This window comes from Streptomyces sp. NPDC046557, assembly GCF_040645975.1.
Classification (GTDB): Bacteria; Actinomycetota; Actinomycetes; order Streptomycetales; family Streptomycetaceae; genus Streptomyces.
Genome location: NZ_JBEYZH010000024.1, coordinates 76415 through 94395, shown reverse-complemented (window position 1 = coordinate 94395; position 17981 = coordinate 76415). Strand labels below are relative to the sequence as shown.

Below are 17981 nucleotides of genomic sequence, written 5' to 3'. Positions count from 1 at the left end.
TGCGCTGGATGTGTACGTCGAGCTCGCGGATCTCGCGGGCGGTGTCGTCGGCGCGTGAGCGCAGCTCGGCGACGGGCAATGCGGGAAGCACCATGTCGCTGCGGCCTCCGTCGCCGCCGAAGTCGGCATCGCCCGTGACGACGTACACGCGGCACGGCTGCGCCACAGCCCAAGGTGGAGGCGGTACGCCGCCTGGAGGCCCGAGGGCACAAGGTGCCGGCTGTCGGCGACGGCGTCAACGACGCCCCCGCGCCGGCCACCGATTGGTCGACCGATGCCGCCTACGGCTGGCAGACGTTCTCGATGATGTGCACTGGATTGGGCGAAGCCGCGGTTGGGAAGCCCGCGTTGGCATTACGGGTCGAGGGGAGCAGGCGTGAGGCCAGGTCCCGGACGGTTGCCATGTCGCTGAAGGGCAGCAGGTCCTCGCCCACGATCTGGTGCGGTTCGCTGCCCTTTCCGGCGATCAGGACGATGTCTTCGAGCTGAGCCGCGGACAGTGCGAGGGGCGATGGCCCGGCGGCGGTCGGCGGAGCGTTCATACGGCGTGCCGGTGGCCTCGATGCCGGGTGCGATCTGGTCCAGGATCGCCTCGGGGTTCTCGGTTCGGGGGTTGTCCGAGGTCAGGACGCACAGGTCGGAGTGGATGCCGGCGATGCGGCCCATCTCGGCGCGTTTGGTGGTGTCGCGGTCCCCGCCGCAGCCGAAGACGGTGATGACCCGGCCCCGGGCGAAGCCGCGGATGGCCGTGAGGACCTTGTCGAGGGAGTCGGGCGAGTGCGCGTAGTCCACGATCACCGACGTGCCGACGGGTGTCACGAAGCGTTCGAACCGGCCCGGGACCGGCGGCATCTGGGCGAGCGCGGCGACCAGCCCGTCCATGTCGTGCCCCAGCACGCGGCAGGCCGCGACGGCCGCCAATGCGTTGGACACGGAGAAGCGGCCAGGTACCGGGATCGCCGCCGCGTACGCCCGGCCGGCGTGGTGCAGCGTGAACCGCGTGCCCGAGGCGTCCGCGATCAGGTCCGTCGCCCGGAAGTCCGCCTCCTCGTCGAGGCCGTAGGTCGTCACCGCGTCCGGCATCATCGCGCGGATGCCGGCTCCCACGGCGTCGTCCACGTTGACCACCGCGTGTCGGCACAGCCCCTGGAACAACCGCAGTTTGGCGTCCGTGTAGTGGGCCATCGTGCCGTGGTCGTCCAAGTGGTCCTGGGTCAGGTTGGTGAAGACGCCGACATCGACGAAGGTCCTGTCCATCCGGTACGTCTGCAGGGCCATCGAGGTGGCCTCCAGCACCACGCTCCCGGTGCCCCGGTCCCGCATGCGGCCCAGGAGGTACTGCAGGTCGGGCGATTCCGGTGTGGTCAGCACGGAGGGCGGCATCGGGATCACCTCATCGCCGATCCGGCTGCCCGCCGTACCGATCACGCCCACGGAGGCACCCTCGGAGATCCTCAGCAGTGACTCGACCATGTAGGAGATGGAGGTCTTCCCATTGGTCCCGGTGACGGCCACCAGGTCCATGTGCCGGCCCGGCTCGCCGAAGTAGCGGGAGGAAACGACCGCGGCCGCCTTTCGGGTGTCGGGCACCCGTACGACGCACACCGCGGGCAGCAGCTCCCGTCCGGGGGGCGCGGCGGCGGCTCCCGCCGCGTCGACGAGCACCGCCACCGCCCCGCGGGCGAGCGCCGCACCGATGGAGGCGGGGCCGCCGCCGCGGTGGCCCGGTACGGCGATGAAGAGCGAGCCCGGCACCACCCGCTCGACGTCGAAGGTCGTGCCCGCGGTGATCCCCGTCGATTCGGTGTCGCCCTGGAGGACGTGGTGCTCATGACCGGCCAACAACCCGCTCAACTTCACGGTGGTCCCTTCGTAGACGGCTACGGCCCGGCGTGCGGCCCTCGCCTGGCGGCAGCGCCGACGGAGCGTCGGGACTGCGGTGGTGGGGTGGGAAGGGCGATGCTTCGCCCTCGAGGCGGCGGGGGCCGGTCGGGGGCGCGTTGATCAGGTCGGGCTGCCGGGGCGGGTCCCGTCGGGGGAACCCGGTGCGGCGGGAGGGAGTGAACCCGGGCGCGGTGGGGAAACGTTAGCCGTGGCCGTGCAGGACGACGCGGCGGACCGCGGGGGCCCGGCCGTCGGCGGCGGTCCGGGGGCCGATGCCCGTCCGGCCCGCGGAGGCCGCACGCGCGGGAGGGGCAGCCTGCCGCAGGCACTCTCCCGTGATGGTTCGTGTGCGGCTCATAGGCCGAGTGTACGTGCGCTCGCCCGACCCGTACGCCGCGTCGGCTCGTCGGTCGCGGAGATCCGCCACTGCGCCCGGTGCGGACGACCAACTCAGGCCCCACCTCATGGACGGCTGCCTCAGCACCACCGGCCTGGCTCCCACACCACCGAGCCCACCCTGAAGACCTCAGTAGCTGCGGGAGCGTGGTGCGGGCGAGGGCGGCTGAGGAGTGGCGGCCCAGGAGGAGAGCAGGCGCAGGCCCTCTTCGGAGGGGGAGGCGGGTTCGGCGGTGTAGATGGTGAGGGTGAGGCCGGGTTCGGCTGCCATGTCGAGACCTTCGTAGGCGAGGGTCAGTTCCCCGACGGCCTGGTGGTGGTAGCGCTTGGTGCCGGTGCCGTGGTGGCGGACGTTGTGGGCCCCCCAGCGGGTGCGGAAGGCGTCGCTGCGGGTGGACAGTTCGCCGACGAGGTCGTGGAGGTCCTTGTCGTGGGGGTTGCGGCCGGCTTCGGTGCGCAGGATGGCGACGGCGATGTCGGCGGCTGGGTCCCAGTCGGGGTAGAAGCGGCGGGAGGCGGGGTCGAGGAACTGGAAGCGGGCGAGGTTGGCCTGGTTGTGGGGGTTGGCGTAGACGTCGGTGTAGAAGGCGCGGGCGAGCCGGTTGGTGGCGAGGAGGTCCATGCGGCCGTTGCGCACGAACGCGGGCCCGGCGGTGATCGCGTCCAGGGTCCATTGCAGGCTGCGGTGCGCCGTCCACTGCCGGGTGGTGCGGCGGCGGGGGCGGGTGAGGGCGTCGGAGCCGTCGGCGGCCTGGGCCAGATGCAGGAGGTGGGCACGTTCGGCGTCGTCGAGCTGGAGGGCGCGGGCGACGGCTTCGAGGACGGTGGGGGAGACGCCGGCGAGGTTGCCGCGTTCCAGCTTGGCGTAGTACTCCACGCTCACGTCGGCCAGGGCTGCGACCTCGCTGCGGCGCAGGCCCGGGACGCGGCGCCTGGGGCCGGTGGGCATTCCGGCCTGCTCGGGGGTGATCTTGGCTCGCCGCGAGGTGAGGAACTCGCGGACCTCTTGACTGTTGTCCACGCCATCGACGGTACGTCTCGGGCACGGCCGCAGAGGTGTACTGCCGGTACACCTCTTGATGGTGACTCGCTGGGCGCGCGGAGAGCGGGTTACCTGGAGGACGTAACGCTTTCCGTCCCGGCCGTGCGCGCGGAGGGGCGGGGAGCCTGCATCCGGCCCGGGGCGCCTTCTCGCTCTGTTTCGGGCCTGCAACTGCACTCGGCGGCCGGTACACCCCCTGGTGCCGCTCGCCTCGACAACGTGAGGACCCTTCATGCGCGGCGCAGTGATCCACGCCCCCGGCGACGTCCGCTGCTGGAGTGCGTCGGCACCGCTCAGGCCATGCGGCAGGCCCTGCACTCGGCCCGTCCGGGCGGCAACGTCGGCTTCGTCGGCGTCCCCCACGAGGTGGCCATCGACGGGCAGGAACTCTTCTTCTCCCACGTCGGACTGCGCGGCGGCCCCGCCCCCGTACGTCGCTACCTCCCCGACCTCATCGACCGCGTCCTGACCGGCCGGATCGACCCGGGCAAGGTCTTCGACCTCACCCTGCCCCTGGACCAGGTCGCCGAGGGCTACAAGGCCATGGACGAACGCCGCGCCATCAAGGCCCTCCTCAAGCCCTGACCCGTTATGCCGCAGCCGGCCCGCGCCGGGCCATCCGCGCGCTGCACTGGCGACATGCCGACGCACTCGCACACCGTCCGCTCAGCCACGACGCACACTCGCGAAAGGAATGACCATGCAGCTCACCCGAAGCTCGATCGACACCGTCAAAGGCCCCGCCGACTGGTTCACCGGCGACGTCTACATCGACCCCGTCGCCGCAGCACCCGCCCCGTCCCGGGTCACCGCCTCGCTGGTGCACTTCATGCCAGGCGCGCACACCCACTGGCACCGCCACCCGCTCGGGCAGACCGTCTTCGTCACGGAGGGAATCGGCCTGTGCCAGCGCCGCGGCGGTCCCGTCGAGGTCATCCGGCCCGGCGACCGCGTCCTGTTCGAGGCCGATGAAGAGCACTGGCACGGCGCCGCACCGAACCGGTTGATGGTCCACCTGGCCATCAACGAGGGCGACGCCGACCACGACATCGTGCACTGGCTGACCCCCGTCACCGACGAGGAATACGCCGCAGCCCCGCCCACCAGCTGACACCTGTCCGATTCGCGCACCAGCGATGGCACGACGCCGGATCGCTGCCCGAGTGAAGAGGAGGCCGCGTGCTACGCGGCCTTCGAGACGCCGTTGTACGAGCCGCTCCCGCTCCCGCTGCCGTGGTCGTGCCGGCCGGCCGTAACAGCCCGCCGCCTCCTGTGGGCGCCTCGTCTTCATCCTCCCGCCGGCAGACCACGACGCGTGAGGCACCACCGGCGCGTGCAGGCACATGGTGCACCGTCCGAGGGGAACGCCGGCAGGCGGTCTCGCTTACTACGCGCCCTGGGGCAACCTCGCTCTCTTCTACCGCGACGGTCATCACTCCCGGCCTGGTCATCCTCGGCCGCCTCAACCACAGCGCACACACCGAGCGGCTCGCCACCGCCGACCGCATCACCATCGAAGCCCCCCTCCTGACCCCGATCCGCGCCCGCTTCACCACCCGCCCGGTACCCACGCCTGTCGCCGTCCCGCGCTCACCCCTCGTTTGGAGGAACCTCGTGAACACGACCTACGACTTCAGCGGCCGGGTCGCCTTCGTCACCGGCGCCGCATCCGGTATCGGCCGCGCCAACGCCCTGGCCTTCGCCCGCGCCGGCGCGCAGGTCGCCCTCGCCGACCTCTCCGCCGACGGGCTGGAGGAAACCGCCCGCCTCATCACCGCCGACGGCGGCCAAGCACTCACCCTCACCTGTGACGTCACCAGCGAAGACGACGTCCAGGCGGCTGTGGACCGGACCGTCGCGCGCTTCGGACGCCTGGACGCCGCCTTCAACAACGCCGGCGTCGAGCAGCCCGTCCAGTCCGCGGCCGATACCGCCAAGGACGACTGGGACCGCATCCTGAGCGTCAGCCTGACCGGCATGTTCCTGTGCGCCAAGGCCGAGATCCGGCAGATGCTCCAGCAGGACGGCGGTGGCGCGATCGTCAACGTCTCCTCCGGCGCAGGCGTCAAGGGCTTCAAAGGCCAGGCCGCCTACGCCGCCGCCAAGCACGGCGTCATCGGCTTCACCCGCTCCGCGGCCCTGGACCACGCCGCCGACGGCATCCGCCTCAACGCCCTGTGCCCCGGCATCATCGACACCGAGATGATCCGCCGCTTCGGCGACAGCCGCCCCGGAGGCCGCGAAGGGCTCATCGCCGACGAACCCGTCGGCCGCCTCGGCAAGCCCGAGGAAATCGCCTCCGCCGTGCTGTGGCTGTGCTCCGACGACGCCGCGTTCACCACCGGCACCGCGCTCGTCGTCGACGGCGGCCAGACCCTCTGACCCATCAAAACCCCGCACAAGGAGCCGCACCCGTGAACCCCACCTACGACTTCACCGGTCAGGTCGCCTTCGTCACCGGCGCCTCCTCCGGCATGGGCTTGGCCGCCGCCCGCGCCTTCGCCGAATCAGGCGCCGCCGTCACCCTCGCCGACATCAACGAAACGGCCCTGACAGCCGCCGCGAAACAGCTCACCGACGCAGGCCACCAAGCCCTCGCGGTCGTCTGCGACGTCACCGACGAAGAGCAGGTCGCCGCCGCCGTCGACCGCACCGTCGAAACCTTCGGCCGCCTCGACATGGCGTACAACAACGCCGGCATCCAGATCCCGCCCACCGACGCCGCCGAAGAGAGCGCCGAACAGTTCGACCGGGTCAACGCCATCAACCTGCGCGGCATCTGGGCGAGCATGAAGCATGAACTGCGCCACATGCGCACCCAGGGCAGCGGCGCCATCGTCAACTGCTCCTCGCTCGGCGGACTCGTCGGCATCCCCGGCCGCGCCTCCTACCACGCCACCAAACACGGCGTGATCGGCCTGACCGGCAGCGCCGCCCTCGAATACGCCCCGCGCGGCATCCGCATCAATGCGATCTGCCCCGGCACCATCGACACCCCCATGGTCAGTGACATGATCGTCAAGGGAGAACTCGACCGCGCCGAAGCCGAAGCAGGTCAGCCCATCAACCGCCTCGGCACCGCCGACGAGATCGCCCAGGCCGTCCTGTGGCTGTGCAGTCCCGGAGCGAGCTTCGTCATCGGCGTCGCCCTCCCCGTCGACGGCGGCTACGTTGCCCAATGACTGTCTTCACACAGGCAGATGGCGGCCTGGAGATGTTCCGGGTAGGTGACCTTCCGATCTACACGTTGACCTTTGTGCGGGGTCTGATGCCACGTCACCGTCAGGCGGGTCCCGGACGCAGCCAGGGTGCGGGCCGACGTCGACTGGACCGGCCAGGTAGTAAGGGCATACGACCGTCTCTGATCTCGGCTCCACCGCCAAGTCGGCGTGCGGGTCAGGCCGGCGGCCAAAGGGGCCCTTCTCGCCGGGTCGCTCCGAGCACGGGCGCGCCCATGGGCGTTGCCGATCATGTCATCCATCTACCGGTTAGGGTCCGTCTCTGCGTATTGCTGTCGTTTGCGGGAAGTGGGGCCTGGGAACGTGCGATGCGCGCAAGTTCCCAGACGCTTCGCGGTCCCGGACCCTCGAGGCAGCGTGTGCTGAGAACTTCGCAAGGGAGAGCAGCGATGGCAGCAGAGACCGAAGAACGCCGCCAGCCGGGCCCGCGGGGACGGCGGCGCCGGCGGTCACGGGTCGCCCTGGGCTTCGGTCTCGGGCTGGGCGCGACACTGGCGTGGCTGGCCGTTCAGACCGTGTTGAAAGTCAGTTCCATGCTCACGCTGTTGCTGCTGGCGGTGTTCATCGCGATCAGTTTGGAACCGATGGTTGTCGGGCTGACCAGGCGAGGACTGCGGCGGGGCTGGGCCGTCGCGATCGTCCTGAGCGGGTTCGTCGCAATCCTCGCAGGATTTCTGGCGCTGGTCATCCCGCCGGTGGCCAACGAGATCAGCGCACTGGTCAACGCGGTGCCCGGCTGGCTCCAACAATTGCACAACCACCAGTCGACCATCGGCCGGTTCGAGGACCGCTACCACCTGGTGGAGAAGACCAGGCAGCAGATCGGCTCCGGGGGTGCCGGCCTGGCCGGCGGGCTGCTCGGAGCCGGTCAGATCGTCCTGAGCACCGTCACATCGACGGTGATCGTCATCACCGTGTCGCTGTACTGCATGGCAGGACTGCCCGCCATCAAACGGTTCTGCTACCGCTTCGTCGCCAGGAGCCGACGCGACCGGGTGGAAGGCATGGCAGAGGAAATCATGAGCCGCATCGGGCGCTTCATGCTCGGAAACCTGGCCACCTCCGCCATCGCGGGAATCGCGACGTTCATCTGGTGCCTGGTCACCGGCGTTCCCTACGCCGCAGCGCTGGGTGTCTTCGTGGCGTTGATGGACCTGATCCCGATCGTCGGCTCGAGTCTTGCCGGCATCGTCGTCAGCCTCGTCGCCCTGTCGGTATCCCTGCCCATCGCCGTGGCAACCGCCGCCTTCTATATCGCCTTCCGCCTCGCCGAGGACTACCTCATCGTCCCCCGTGCCATGAAGTTCGCCGTCGACGTCCACCCCCTCGTCACCGTCCTCGCCGTCCTTGTCGGTGGAGCCCTCCTCGGCATCATCGGCGCCCTGGTCGCCATCCCCGCAGCCGTCGCCGTCGGACTGATCCTGGACGAATACGTCTTCCCCAAGACGGACACCGCGTGAGACGCAGCGGCGAAGTTCCGGGGGTGCGGCCTCAGCCGTTTCAGGAGGCTCTACCTGTAGAGACCGGGTGCGTCCTCCTATTCGTCCGGCGGGGACGTCCGGTGGGGACGTCCAGACGCGACGAGTCGGCAGTCGTCCGTGGTAGGAACCCACACGCACGCTGACGATCTGCCCGGCGTCATGACGGGGGAGGTGGCCCGGGCGCCCACCGCCAGTACAGCCCTGGCCGGGCGGGGCCGTCGCAGCTCACGAGTTCCAGGCGCGGGCTGCGGTCGGTGTCCCGGTTCCAACGCGGGAGTGAGCGGTCGTTCTGGTAGAGGCACATGTTCCCGGCCCCGGCCAGCTTCCAGGCTGCCCGCTTCCACGTCGCGCTGATCCAGGGCACTCGCTGCCACGCCTGCTTCGGCTCGAAAACCCGGCACGCCTGGAGCCGGAGCAGGCTACCCGCCGCAGTGAGACAGTGCGCCGGGTCCAGCCGACTCCTGATAGTGCCGTCGGGCCCCGCGTCCCACTTCTGTCCCGCGGATCCGTCGCAGCCGAGGATGCGGACTTCGCCCGTACGCCATGTGCCGTTCGGCGCGGCCAGACACTGCTCGGGTGAGCTGCCCGAGGAGCGCGTCGTGCGGCCCACATCCCCCATGATCTCGCCCGCACGCGGGTCCCTGTGCGTCCGCCGGTACCGCCTCTCGACCCAGCGCCGGTAAGTCTTCGAGAGCGTTGCCTCGTAGATCTTCATGGCAGGGCACACGCGTTCGCGCGCGCACTGGCTCTGCGCCATGTACCACCGGGTGAAGCGTTCCTTCTCCGTCGTCTCGGTCGGCGTCAGATTCCTGGGCAGCCGTGCCACGGTGTAGCCGAGGTAGGGAACCACCCGGGTTCCCGTACGGTAGGCGGCTTGCCTGGCATAGCGCGCGGTGATGCCGTGGTCGCTGTGATCCACGCGTCCGTCCGTGCCCTTCGCGAACGACGCGACGTCGGGATCCAGGGTCAGGACGTTCTCCGCCCGGCTCTGCCGGATGAGGGAGACCAGGAGCGACAGCAGTTGTTCCTCGGTGTAGCTCCTGCCGCCCCGCAGCGGGGTGATCGCCTTCCTGCGCCCGTCGAACAAGTGCAAGAGACTGTCCGGCTCGCTGCCCCGGGGCCGGCCGTCGTACAGGCCCAGAAACGTCAGCCTCACGTCCCGACCCCGCTCAGGGTTCGCGAGGCGGAACGACCGGATGCTGCGGCCGTCCGCATGTACGTCGTCCTGTTTCCACGCATGATCTGAGCCCGCCATCTCCGAATAGGCCCTGCGGACGCCGTTCTCCCTGTTCATGATGTAGTTCCTGGCTTCCGCGGGCACCTCCTCGTCACCGTCGCCCGCCGTGAGGTACACCGCCGAGACGAAACACCCTGCCCGGATGGTCGACATGACGTCCGGATTGACGAAGAACAGGTCGTCGTCGGGGTGCGCCACCACCACGAGGGTGCGGCGGCATCCGGACGACCCGACCGCAGTGGCGGCGAGCCCGGAGGGGCCGATGGGAGAGCACGAGGCGAGCAGCGCCGCGCATAGGATCAAGGACGACACGGTCACCCGGGTGCGGACAGCGATTGCCACGGACCGCATCCCTTCCGCTCCGTCTTCAGGCGTTTGAAACCAGTACTACGCGAGTCGTCCCAAGCTCGCACGCCTGGCGCCATCCCCCGGGCTCAACGCACCCCGGTCGGCCCGAATGTGCGACTGCGGGGTACGGCCGCGTGTCCACCGAGCCTGTCATTCGGCTGGTCCTCTACTGCTGTCATGGCATCTCAGGTCGCCCTGGTGGCTGGAAGAAGCGCAGCACCCAACGCCGAATACCGCCGCGCCGCCAATCGGATGGATTCAACAGCTGCGGTCTGAGATGTCTCAGAACCGCCTGCCCGATGTGCCTGCCGGTCAGGGAGGCCGTGACCCGGGGCGAGCGAGCCCGCCGGTAGACGGCGGGCCCTGCGCCCGCCCTACACGGCAGCTCCTTCCTCATCGGCGAGCCCCTTGAGGCCGGACCATGGTCAAGGACCCGGGTGACGGGCCGACTGTTCTGGTGCTCGGCCTCGAGCTGGTCGCCCGCCGTGACCGGCCGGAGCTGGTCCTGCGGCCCCGCTCGCCGCCGGCTCCTGAAGGCGCGAGCTGCGCGGGCTCGACCCTAGGGAACAAGGGTTCGGGAGCTCGACTCCGGCCGGACCGGGCAACCCGCGCTGGTGTCCTGCGCTGCTCGACGGGATCCCGGGGTCTGTGGCGTTCGAGACCAGTCTGCCGGGCGGCGGCCACGTCGGGGGCGGAGCGCCAACCTCCAGCCATTCACCGAAGCCTCCTCAGGAGCGGGCCGGCAGCACTGACCGCCAAGGAGCGAACCGGATCGGCTGAAAGCGAAGCCGTCAGGGGATGCGCACACGAGGCGTAAGAGGAGCAATCCCATGGCCGCTACCGCGAACATCGACTCCAGCCGCCCCGTGGCGGCTGATCGCCGCGACAGGGCGCAGGTGGTCGTCCTCAGGGATGTGCTCCAAGACCCGGAACTGGTGAACAAGCCAGGCGGTGGGGGCTCTTGCATGGGTGCGCGCGTGCTGTCCTGCGTCAGGGGCCGGATTTGAGCCCCCGGAGGGCTGATTCTTGTCCTCACGCACGCGTACGCGGCTTGTGCGGTACGCCTCCGACTCACCTTCGAGTTCTGGCTGCGACCACGAACCAGGATCTTCGGAAACGTTCCGGCGTGGTGTCGGTGACGGGGTCGCTGGATCTGCGGCTGCCCGGGGTGGTCGGCTCAGACGCGGGTGGTCGGCCGAGAGCTGAGCGGGACCGGCCGCGCCCGCTACGGCGGCAGGGCCCCGACCGCGCGTCACGGTCCGGGCCCTGCCCCGTGCGGTGCCGCCCTGCGGGCGGCGGTGGATCAGCTTTGTGTGGTGTCGTCGCCGGCCTGCCCGATGCCCTCGGCTGTGCCTGCTTTCTCGCGCATCTTGCGTACGAGTTCCGCCTTCTGGTCGGCTGCGCCCTGGCGGTCGAGGTTGCGGTGGGGGCCGTTGTTCTGTCGTTCGGCGCGGGACAGCTTCTTGCGCTGGCCGCCGCCCATGCCCACGGGGTTGTTGATGTTCTTGCTCACGGTCACGGGTTCTCCCGGTAGTGATTGAAGTGATCTACGGATTCATCGGTGGGGGACGGGCGGGCGGCGCCGTTGGAGGACGTCAGCAGGGGCCCGTCACGCTCTCACTCGTAAATCGGCGTCTGGAAGAACATGACAAAGACGTTACCCGGTTCCGTCGGCCCCCCACGCCACCCTCCCCGAGGTGCGGTAACACTCCGATGAGCCTGCCGCCCGTGTAGCCTCCGACGCGCCTCAACCCGGTTCCTCACCCGGCGAGGGGCCGGGACACCCGTTCTCGATCCCCAGCCACCCGAGATGGCGCAGTCCGGTCCGCTGAGGTAGATGACCGGGCAGTCGTCAGTCGCGGTCAGCGACACGTGTTCCTCCAGCCCCGTGTTTCGTGCCGGTCCGTCTTACGCGTAAAGGGGTGGAGAAAGCGTCGTGCCCCTCGCGGAGACGCGCGCCGCCTACTGCGCCCAGGCACGTCCTCCGGCCACCTCGGCCAGACGGGCCGCCCGGCCCTGCTCGGCAGGGGACAGCGGGCCGGGGCGCGCCTACGGGCGCGCTCGTGCCCGGCCCGGTCATCGGAGCCCAGCGCGGCTGCGACGGGCAGTGAGCGGCACGGTCCGAGCCGACCGATTTGCCGGTACGCCGCGGGTCGCCCATACGCCGAGGAGGTCGTCGTCGAGCTGGAAGGCAGCTCCCAAATGGGCCATCACCATCCGAACCGCCGCCACACTGCTCGGGGCCGTCCACCGCGTGCTGTTCCACCGCTTCCAGGAACTCACCCTGGCCGGCCGCCCCGACGATCGGATCGCCGGGCCATCACCACTGAAGCCACCCGAGCCTTCGACCTCCTGGAGGCCGCCCTGTCCGACTACGCCACCACGTGACGCGAGCGGCCCCACGGCCATCGACCGGCATGTTTGAGCACAAGGGTTGGCAACCGTGCGGTCCACTTGTCGCTGCTCGTGAAACTTCGCAGCCATGCTGATCAGCCAGAAGACGGCAGGGGGCTGGCCTGCAGGGTTGCCGCGGAAGGCCGCTGTCGCCCGCTGCCTTTGCTCGTCACGCCAGGCCATCGGCCGGACTGCACCCGGTTCGAGCCCGTGATGGACGCAATCCGCGTGCCCCGCCGGGGCCCCGCCGTCCTCGTCGCACGCCGGACAGCGTGAGTGCCGACGAGGCATACGGTAACCGTAAGATCCGCGCCTACCTCCACAAGCGAGGCATCCGGCATGTGTAAGGGTTCGAGCAGGCAAGACGGCACTGCGGGCACGGGCCCCCGGTGATTACGGAGCGAAGCGAACTCCATGCTCGTGCCTGCCTTCACGGCCGGATTACGCCCCCTACAGCCGGCACCATGCGCCGGTTTACGTGCGCGTGCCTGGCTCATGGCCATGTCCGCATGCTGTCCGCTGCTTGACCAGCCGCTACCGCTGGGCGCTGGTCCGGCGGTTACGGCGCCACCGGCCACTCCAGGGGCTCCTTGTAGTAGCCGTGGTGACCTCCGCCTCCATGCTTCTGGCAATGGGGAAGTAGCCCCGATGGCTGAAAGGCCCCGGCAGGGTCGAGGCCGTCACCGGTGACCTTTGTCATGTCTGTTTCATGACCGTGCCCCCTGCCGCTGAGCGGTGCCCACTCGGCAGGATAAGGATCATGACCTTGCATGCAGTTGTCCTCTACGCCTGTGCGGTGGCCGTGGTGCTGCCGGGAACGCAGCTCGTCATGGCCGCCGTCACCGTAGGGGTCCGGCCGGCCGGACCCCTACGGCTGCTTTCCATGTTGTGGGGGCGCCCACGCCCCGTCGCGGCCGGGGTGTTGGTCGCTGTCATGGTTGCCATGGCGCTGGTGCAGACGCTCGTACCGGCCGTCATTCCCGCTTTGGAGCGAGTGCCGGAGGGGGGATGGTGGCGGGCGCTGACCGCCCTGCTGGTGCAGACGTCGGGCTGGGGCCAGCTCGTGTTCAATCTCGTTGCCCTGGCCGTGATCGCTCCGGCCGCCGAACGCAGGCTGGGACCCGTGCTGATGCTGGCCGTGTTCCTGCTCTCCGGCGTCGCCGCCCAAGCAGTGAGCATGGCCGGGTGGAGCGTGCACGGAGGCGGTGACTCGGTGGGGATCTGCGGGCTCGTCGGCGCCCTGGCAACGGTCTGTGGGCGCGATCCGGGGGAGAGGACGCTTCGGGTGCTCTCCCCCCTCGTCCCGGTCGCGGGCGTTGTCCTGGTGCTGGTCGAGAACAATCACGGAATGGGGATCGTGGTCGGCGCGGCGGCCGGAGCGCTCAGCGGTATGAGGGCCGGCGAACGAAGCGGAAAGCTTCGCGGCCAGGCTGGGGCCTCGTGACCGGTGGAGTCCAGTTGCAGCCGATGTAGGCGGCGGCCTCCGAAATCAAGCGCTGCGCCGACTGCGACATGGGTAGCGTCATGTCGGTGGAGAACGAGGCACATTCCGTGAGGGCGATCAACTAGTTTCTGCTTCTGTGACGTCGCATCGTCTGTGACTGCTCGACTACGTGGCCGACCGGCTGGCTCGGCCGGCTTCTGTTTGCAGCTTGCGAGCTCGTTCGGCCGGGTGGTAGTTCGGCCTGACACCTTCGATCAGAAGCAAGTCGCCTTCGATGTGGTCGGTACGCAAGCGCAGGATGGCCCGGTAGGCCGGAGAGTCGTACCAGGCACGCGCTTCGGGCAGGCCGGGGAACTCGATCAGTACCATGCTGCCAGGCCACGTGCCCTCTACGACTTCGGCCGGCGGACCATGGATGACGAAGCGGCCTGCGAAGGGGTCGAGGGTTGCCTGGATGCGCTCCAGGTACTCGATGACGTCGGAGTGATTCCGGCGGCTGCGGAGATGAGCGAAGCCGAAAGCGGGCACCACGGGGCTCCTTACTGTGGGCGATGACCGCGAACGTAGCTGAGGGTGGTTGGGCGATGCGATGACCCCAGAGGTAATTGCCACCGGGTCGAGAAAGCACTCCAAGACTCCTGCATGCCCCACCGGCTGCCTTGGCACGGTGGGGCATGGCCGCTCCGCGTGCGAGCTGATCCCGGTTCGCGGGTGCCGCGCTCCTGAGAGCGCCGCCTTTTAGCGGCCCCTTCGGGTGAGTGTGAGTCCCGTCCGTCCATCGGCGGACGGGACTCGCTTCTCAGGCGGTGCCGACTTTCGCGGCCTCTGCGACATCGGCTGCCTTGGCAGCGGCCGGTCGCGGCTTGCGGACGAGCGGGACCGTCGCGCACGCGGCGAGCAGGGACGCCACGGCGACCGCGTACCAGCCGTGCTGGAACGCGGCGACAGCGTGTCCGGGGGCAGGGGTGCCGAGGATGCCGACCAGGATGGCGACGCCGAGGACCGCGCCGAGCTGGCGGCCCATCGAGGTGATGGCCGAGCCGGTGGCGAAGCGGGCCGGCGGCAGGGCGGCCGCCGATGCCCCGGTCAGGACCGGGATCGTCATGCCGACGCCGAGGCCGGTCAGCATCATGCCGGGCAGGAGCGAGGCCGCGTAGGTCGAGCCGGTGTCGAGCGTCGCGGCCCACCACAGGATGCCGGCCGCGAACAGGACGGTTCCCGCCAGCGCGATGCGGCCGGCACCGAATCTGGCGACGGCGGGCCCGATCCGCAACGCAACCGGCGGCACCAGCAATGGTCCCGGCGCGATGGCGAAGCCGGTGCGCAGAGCCGAGTAGCCCCACACGTCCTGGCACCACAGCACCGTGCCGAGCAGCATTCCGGCGAACGCGACGGTGAACAGCGTCAGGGCGGCCGCGGCGGATGCGAACGCCGGAACGCGGAGCAGCGGCAGCTCGACGATCGGCGCGGGGTGGCGGGCCGAGCGCAGGACGAACCAGACGCCGATCAGCACCGCGGCAGCCAGGCCGCCGAGGGTGCCGGTGCTCGTCCAACCCCAGTCGGGAGCCTTGACCAGGGCGAGCGCGAGCGTTGCGATCGATCCGGTGAGAAGGGCGGCGCCGAACAGGTCGGGCAGCGGACTCTTCTCCGCCCCGGCGCGTACGGGAGATGGCAGCACCTTGACTCCGAGCGTGAACGCCGCGATCCCCACTGGCACGTTGACGATGAACACCCAGCGCCATCCGGCCTCGACCAGCAGCCCGCCGGCCACCGGCCCGAGTCCGGCGGCGATCCCGCCGATCGAGGCCCAGGCCCGCACCGCCCCGGCGCGCTTCTCGGGCGCCGTCGTGTCGAGCAGCAGCGCGAGCGACGTCGGCATCAGCAGCGCAGCGCCGGCGGCTTGCACGAGCCGTGCCGCGGCCAGGGTCCCGACGTTGGGAGCGAGTGCGCAGCCGACCGAGGCGAGGGTGAACACCGCCAATCCGGTCAGGAAGACCGGCTTGTGGCCGGAGCGGTCGGCTACGCGGCCGGCGACTACGAGGAGCGCCGCGAAGACGATCGCGTAGCCGTTGAGGACCCAGGAGAGGGAGCCGAGACCGCTGCCGTCGAACGAGCGGCCGATCGCCGGGAGGGCCGCGTTGACGATGAAGAGGTCGAGGTTCGACATGAAGACCGCGGCCGCGACCGTCGCGAACACGGCTCGGGCGGCCCTTTGTGGGTTTGAAATTCCAACTGTCATGGACCGGAGGCTAGCCGCGTGGGTTTGAAAACACAACGGACTCGGGGGAGGATGGGCACGTGACCTCGAACGCGAAGCAGGGCGAGAACTCGGTTCCGCACCCCGAAGTGCCCGGTCGGCCGTGCTCCGCGGCTGCCGCGCTGCAACTCGTCGGCGAACGCTGGGCCCTCCTGGCGATCCGCGAGATCTTCTACGGCAACCAGCGCTTCGACCAGATCGTCCGCAACACCGGCGCCCCCCGCGACCGCCTCGCCGCCAGACTGCGCGCACTGGAAGAAGCGGGCGTGGTCGAGCGCCGCGCCTACAGCGAGCGCCCATTGCGCTTCGAATACCACCTCACGGAGGCCGGCCGTGATCTCGCACCGGTGATGCACGCGCTGCTGGCCTGGGGCGATCGCTGGGCGGTGGACACCCCGCCGGTCGCCTTCCGGCATCGCGGCGGCCCCGGCTCCGAGCACGACCTCGATCTGACATCGACGTGCCGGACCTGCGGTGAGGAGGTCGGCTCGGGAAGTCTCACGATCGACGTGCGGGCGCCTGGATGGGATCGGGACGGGCCGATCGAAGGCTCCTGAACTCGGCGATCTTTCCTCGCTGGCGATACTCCGGCCTACCGGGGGTGCCGCCCCAGCGGGGACGCCCGGAACGGGGCGCGGGTGCAGTGCCCGCCTTCGTCGCTACCTGCTCGATCCCCGCGACTCGGAGCTGGATGCGGTTGAGTAGTGGGCGGTGAACGGTGACGACCTCCTGGGCTTCAGGGTCCACGAGAAGGCGCCCGCGTACGGGGCTGGAGGGGGCGTTGGTGGCGGTCCACCGGGGCGCAAGGGATGCCGGGCGCCGAGCAGTATGTGTGAGACTCCCTCTGATTGATCACTCGGGGGAGTTTCGCGTTGAACGCGCTGTTGAAGAGGGTGTGGATCGGGCTGGCCGCGACCTTGATCGTGAGTCTGGCCGCCGTGGTCCTGCCGGACCACATCCAGATGGACGACGACGGGGGCGTCCACCTGGGCGCGCCCGCGCCCACGCCGTCCCCATCCACGGCGGCGCCCACACCGGAGTCCACGTCGCCGCCCCTCACACGGGACACCGTGGACGAAGTGATCCGGACCGCGGTCAGCGCGGCGGGCCTCGACCCGGCGCAGGGCCGCCCGACCGTCGCGGCCGGCGCCAACTCGAACAGGACGGGCTGGATGGCCGTCCGGGAGAAGACCGCCGCACAGTCGGAGATTGACGCGATCTGCGCCGACCTGGAGCGCCAGGGCTGGACGCTGAACCCGAACGGCGACCGCCCCGACGTCTCCCGCAGCTACAAGCGCGGGGGCTGGTACATGCTGGTGAGCACGCGCGGGAAGTCCCAGGCGCCGTCCGCCGCCTCCACCTTGACCGACTCGCAGACCTACCTGACCCTGACCGGGCTCCGGCTGAACCTTTCCGATATGCCCTTCCCTGAGATAACCCTCCGCATCGGCTGACCCCCCACAGAGAAGTCCACACCGTTTTCCCGGGACAGCCTGGTGCGGGCAAGCCTGCCGGGGGGCCGGGCAAGCCTCCCTCCGAGGGGGCATGCCCACCCCGCGGGGCCGGCTCGGTAACGGGGCGAGTGATGCGCCCGTTTCAACGCTGCCGGCTCGTTGCGGCGATGCCGCCAGGTTGGTGCTTGTGCCCCGGCCGGGGGCGGGCAAGCCGGAGGCGGCTGCCCGAGTCGTTGTTCGAGGTCGATTACCTCACTATCGAGCGCGCGGAAATCTACGTTGGCAGCAGTAGACATCGGGTGGTGTCGTGGTTATGGTTTCTCTCGTAACCAGCAAGGCCGAAGGGCCCGGCAGAGACGAACTGCCGGGCAGCAGCACCCGCAGTACACGCAGTTGCAGTTCGCAGGACGGTGCGGTGACGGAGTTTCGAAGCCAGGGTTGTTGCAGGACGGCGACGGGACTGGTGACCGGACCGGGTGGCCCGCAGTGATCAGGGGCCGCCATGAGCAGTACCGCGGTAAACGCAGTGGCAGTACCCGTTGTGAATGCAGTTCGCAGTATCCGGCAGTGAAGTCAATTGAGCGGTACCTCGGTGAAGGCGTCGGCTGCGGGCGCGCGCACCGGGAGGTTCGGCAGTGGGGTTCCAAGCCAGAGCAGACGCAGGATGGGCGACGGGGCTGGCTGTCGAAGGTGGTGCTGTGAGAGGCCACCGGCAGTACGCAACACCGGCAGTACAAGCAGTTCGCAGTCTCAGCAGTACGCAGTCCCGTTTGGTAAGTGATTGATCCAGAGGGAAGAACGGAGG

Annotated in this window: 13 protein-coding genes and 4 pseudogenes; 10 read left to right on the top strand and 7 right to left on the bottom strand. The window is 69.7% G+C overall.

Annotation, left to right across the window (positions count from 1 at the left end; all coding sequences use genetic code 11):
* Nucleotides 1-281: 281 nt before the first annotated feature.
* The 3 genes and pseudogenes from ABZ934_RS28250 to ABZ934_RS28240 form a co-directional block, all read right to left on the bottom strand.
* Nucleotides 282-1860: pseudogene (locus ABZ934_RS28250) on the bottom strand (UDP-N-acetylmuramoyl-L-alanyl-D-glutamate--2,6-diaminopimelate ligase).
* Between the two features lie 226 nt (nt 1861-2086).
* Complete coding sequence (locus ABZ934_RS28245; protein ID WP_361318469.1) at nt 2087-2242, bottom strand: hypothetical protein; 156 nt, start codon at nt 2240-2242, stop codon at nt 2087-2089.
* A gap of 168 nt (nt 2243-2410) precedes the next feature.
* Entirely contained in the window at nt 2411-3301 is an 891-nt protein-coding gene (locus tag ABZ934_RS28240) for a helix-turn-helix transcriptional regulator (RefSeq protein ID WP_361318467.1), read from the bottom strand.
* Between the two features lie 291 nt (nt 3302-3592).
* Here ABZ934_RS28240 and ABZ934_RS28235 point away from each other — a divergent pair.
* The 6 genes and pseudogenes from ABZ934_RS28235 to ABZ934_RS28210 form a co-directional block, all read left to right on the top strand.
* Nucleotides 3593-3907, top strand: a pseudogene (locus ABZ934_RS28235) (IMP dehydrogenase); the annotation flags it as partial.
* Nucleotides 3908-4022: 115 nt separating this feature from the next.
* Nucleotides 4023-4433 (top strand): cupin domain-containing protein, encoded by a 411-nt coding sequence (locus ABZ934_RS28230; RefSeq protein WP_361318465.1) that lies wholly within the window; start codon nt 4023-4025, stop codon nt 4431-4433.
* 232 nt (nt 4434-4665) lie between these two features.
* A pseudogene (locus ABZ934_RS28225) lies at nt 4666-4725 on the top strand (hypothetical protein); the annotation flags it as partial.
* A gap of 211 nt (nt 4726-4936) precedes the next feature.
* Nucleotides 4937-5704: a glucose 1-dehydrogenase gene (locus ABZ934_RS28220; protein ID WP_361318463.1), complete on the top strand. Its 768-nt coding sequence runs from the start codon at nt 4937-4939 to the stop codon at nt 5702-5704.
* 32 nt (nt 5705-5736) lie between these two features.
* Complete coding sequence (locus tag ABZ934_RS28215) at nt 5737-6504, top strand: glucose 1-dehydrogenase (protein ID WP_361318461.1); 768 nt, start codon at nt 5737-5739, stop codon at nt 6502-6504.
* Nucleotides 6505-6950: 446 nt separating this feature from the next.
* Nucleotides 6951-8021 (top strand): AI-2E family transporter, encoded by a 1071-nt coding sequence (locus tag ABZ934_RS28210; protein WP_361318459.1) that lies wholly within the window; start codon nt 6951-6953, stop codon nt 8019-8021.
* Between the two features lie 178 nt (nt 8022-8199).
* Here ABZ934_RS28210 and ABZ934_RS28205 read toward each other — a convergent pair whose 3' ends face one another.
* Nucleotides 8200-9621: a PIG-L family deacetylase gene (locus ABZ934_RS28205; protein ID WP_361318457.1), complete on the bottom strand. Its 1422-nt coding sequence runs from the start codon at nt 9619-9621 to the stop codon at nt 8200-8202.
* A gap of 1309 nt (nt 9622-10930) precedes the next feature.
* Nucleotides 10931-11146: a DUF6243 family protein gene (locus ABZ934_RS28200; RefSeq protein WP_361318455.1), complete on the bottom strand. Its 216-nt coding sequence runs from the start codon at nt 11144-11146 to the stop codon at nt 10931-10933.
* Between the two features lie 690 nt (nt 11147-11836).
* Between ABZ934_RS28200 and ABZ934_RS28195 the strand changes: the two are divergent.
* Together ABZ934_RS28195 and ABZ934_RS28190 are read left to right on the top strand one after the other, a co-directional pair.
* Nucleotides 11837-12015: pseudogene (locus ABZ934_RS28195) on the top strand (TetR family transcriptional regulator); the annotation flags it as partial.
* Nucleotides 12016-12781: 766 nt separating this feature from the next.
* A complete protein-coding gene (locus ABZ934_RS28190; RefSeq protein ID WP_361318453.1) occupies nt 12782-13465 on the top strand; it encodes a rhomboid family intramembrane serine protease in 684 nt (227 codons plus the stop codon).
* A 165-nt stretch (nt 13466-13630) separates the two neighbouring features.
* On the opposite strand, the gene ABZ934_RS28185 is transcribed toward ABZ934_RS28190, so the two are convergent.
* The gene (locus tag ABZ934_RS28185; RefSeq protein WP_361318451.1) at nt 13631-13993 is read right to left on the bottom strand and encodes a DUF1330 domain-containing protein; all 363 of its coding nucleotides are present in this window, start codon (nt 13991-13993) and stop codon (nt 13631-13633) included.
* 271 nt (nt 13994-14264) lie between these two features.
* Nucleotides 14265-15662 carry an MFS transporter gene (locus ABZ934_RS28180; RefSeq protein ID WP_361318449.1) on the bottom strand — a complete coding sequence of 466 codons (1398 nt, stop codon included), beginning with the start codon at nt 15660-15662 and terminating at the stop codon, nt 14265-14267.
* Between the two features lie 101 nt (nt 15663-15763).
* On the opposite strand from ABZ934_RS28180, the gene ABZ934_RS28175 reads away from it, so the two are divergent.
* Nucleotides 15764-16279, top strand: coding sequence for a helix-turn-helix domain-containing protein (locus tag ABZ934_RS28175; protein WP_361318447.1), 516 nt, complete (start codon nt 15764-15766; stop codon nt 16277-16279).
* A gap of 315 nt (nt 16280-16594) precedes the next feature.
* Complete coding sequence (locus ABZ934_RS28170) at nt 16595-17176, top strand: hypothetical protein (protein WP_361318445.1); 582 nt, start codon at nt 16595-16597, stop codon at nt 17174-17176.
* Nucleotides 17177-17981: the final 805 nt, after the last annotated feature.

Coding starts and splice junctions, on each gene's coding strand:
- ABZ934_RS28230 (WP_361318465.1), top strand. CDS start 4,023: ATGCAGCTCACCCGAAGCTCGATCGACACCGTCAAAGGCCCCGCCGAC.
- ABZ934_RS28190 (WP_361318453.1), top strand. CDS start 12,782: ATGACCTTGCATGCAGTTGTCCTCTACGCCTGTGCGGTGGCCGTGGTG.
- ABZ934_RS28210 (WP_361318459.1), top strand. CDS start 6,951: ATGGCAGCAGAGACCGAAGAACGCCGCCAGCCGGGCCCGCGGGGACGG.
- ABZ934_RS28245 (WP_361318469.1), bottom strand. CDS start 2,242: ATGAGCCGCACACGAACCATCACGGGAGAGTGCCTGCGGCAGGCTGCC.